The organism is Planktothrix sp. FACHB-1355, assembly GCF_014748295.1.
GTDB classification, from domain to species: Bacteria; Cyanobacteriota; Cyanobacteriia; order Cyanobacteriales; family Aerosakkonemataceae; genus Aerosakkonema; species Aerosakkonema funiforme_A.
In genome coordinates this window covers 1-1,816 of record NZ_JACJUP010001300.1, presented here as the reverse complement: position 1 = coordinate 1,816, position 1,816 = coordinate 1, and the positions used below count along the sequence as shown (strand labels likewise).

At 42.5% G+C, this 1,816-nt stretch carries 2 protein-coding genes and 1 pseudogene; all 3 read right to left on the bottom strand.

Annotated elements, in window-relative coordinates:
* Positions 1–145: 145 nt before the first annotated feature.
* Positions 146–541: a phage holin family protein gene (locus tag H6S82_RS31765; protein WP_190473911.1), complete on the bottom strand. Its 396-nt coding sequence runs from the start codon at positions 539–541 to the stop codon at positions 146–148.
* 275 nt (positions 542–816) lie between these two features.
* Positions 817–1,177, bottom strand: a pseudogene (locus H6S82_RS31760) (phage holin family protein).
* Positions 1,178–1,364: 187 nt separating this feature from the next.
* Positions 1,365–1,816 (bottom strand): biopolymer transporter ExbD (locus tag H6S82_RS31755; RefSeq protein ID WP_347339578.1); only part of this gene is annotated, 452 nt, incomplete at its 5' end.

Here is a 1,816-nt window from a genome sequence, read left to right as displayed (position 1 = left end):
CCCCGATCTCCACAGATAACATTTCGCATCACTCATATACTACCGATGCAACCGGACTCGATCTGAGATCTATATTGATAGACCGCAGAAACCCGGTTTCTTGAAGAAACCGGGTTTCTCTGTAACCAATTCAGATCGAAAGCGCTTACGCAATTGCGGCTGGTTGACCGACAACAAAACTTGTAATTAAACTGCTTACCAAAGAAAGTGCGATCGCCACAAATACAGCACTTATAATTCCCTTTTCCAAACGGAAGCCAGTGACGAATCGACGCGCTAAAGTTAAAGCGATCGCATTGATGAGAAATGAAAACAAACCCAATGTGAATACCTTCGCAAAAAACCCGTATATGCCAAATGTGAAGAAATTAGGTACTGTCAGCACAAAAAATGTAATCAGCGAGTTGATAATCCCAAAAACCGCTGCTGAAATATAAGCTATGCCAGGGTTATCAATTTCAATTCCCAACGGCAGTTTGGTCAGAATCAGCAAACTAGAAGCAGTGACCAACCAAGTTACCAAAATATCAACGAAATCCATATTAAAACTTCCTCCGATCTATCTATTATTTGGCACGGCAATATTTAAAGTTGCCCCAAATTACGCAGTTTTAAGTTAAGGCGCAATCAAAACACCTTCAATAACTACCCTAACTACGCAAGATAGGCTCTTCCATCTGCTCATTGGTATAAATGGATCTACCTCTAAAGGTCGGAGTTGGCTAATGCCTATGTTTGGATGAAGCGAACTGCAATCAAATTTAGCCATTAGTCATCGACTTCCTTAAGAAGGACTAATGGCTAATTACTAACTAATCAATAAATCAATCTAAAAATCAAGGAATTGATGAGACCGAGTGCGATCGCACCGAAAAAAGCACTTCCATTAACCCCAACGCAAGCGAAATCCTTCTACTAACCAAGCTGCCAATCCAAAAATGATGGCATTAATCGCAGCTAAGAACAGCCATTGCAGTAAGAATAAAGTTAGCAAGTTCGGTACAAAAAACAGAACTTTTAAAACTGGTTGTAAAAGCGCGTTTAAAATTCCAAAAACTGCTGCCGAAGTCAGCGCCTTATTAAATCCATCTATTTCTACTCCCAGCGGCAATTTAGAAATGATGAACAAGCTCACAGAAGTTACAAGCCAAGCCATTAAAATTGCAATTAAATTCATAGCAAAACCCCATTTAAAACTTGAGAATTGACAATCTAAATTCAAATCAAGACCTTAGCTAATCAAAAAGAAAGATGTATCTATCTTTCGGAATAGATATAGTCACCAGGTTGATTATTTATGACGTTGTTAATTTCACAAAAGCCTTAATTTTAGCTTCTTTTTTTTGACTTTTGACTTTTGACTTTTACTCGGTTGAAGTTCCGGGAGTCGGCACTGTTCCCGGTGCTTGGGGAACTACTCCCGAAGGCGGAACAGTAGGTGTTAAAACTCCACTACCGGGAACAGAGGGAGAAGGAGTAAGCGTTCCGGGTGGCTGTGCGGGGTTGGGCGTCGCGTAGGGGTTGTAGGGATTGTAGGGGAGAGTATTTGTGCCTGTGCCTGTGTTTGGCGTCAAACCGGGAGTGTTTGTAGCGGGTGGAGTGAGTCCGGGGGAATAAGGTGTTAAACCTGGAGTAGGAGAAGGAACTGGCGAATCGATCGCTCGATTGGGTGTATCCGGTAGGGTTGCCAAGGCGACGCGATCGCCCCCAAAGAGCCGCATTTTATCCAGAACTTGCACCACATCGTTATAAAAAGCCGTCTTGGAAGCATACAGAACCATCGTCCCTTCCGGATTGGTCTGGCGATATTCCCGCA

Bases quoted from the DNA above. Each gene is read 5' to 3' on its own strand.
- H6S82_RS31765 (WP_190473911.1), bottom strand. From the start codon at position 541: ATGGATTTCGTTGATATTTTGGTAACTTGGTTGGTCACTGCTTCTAGT.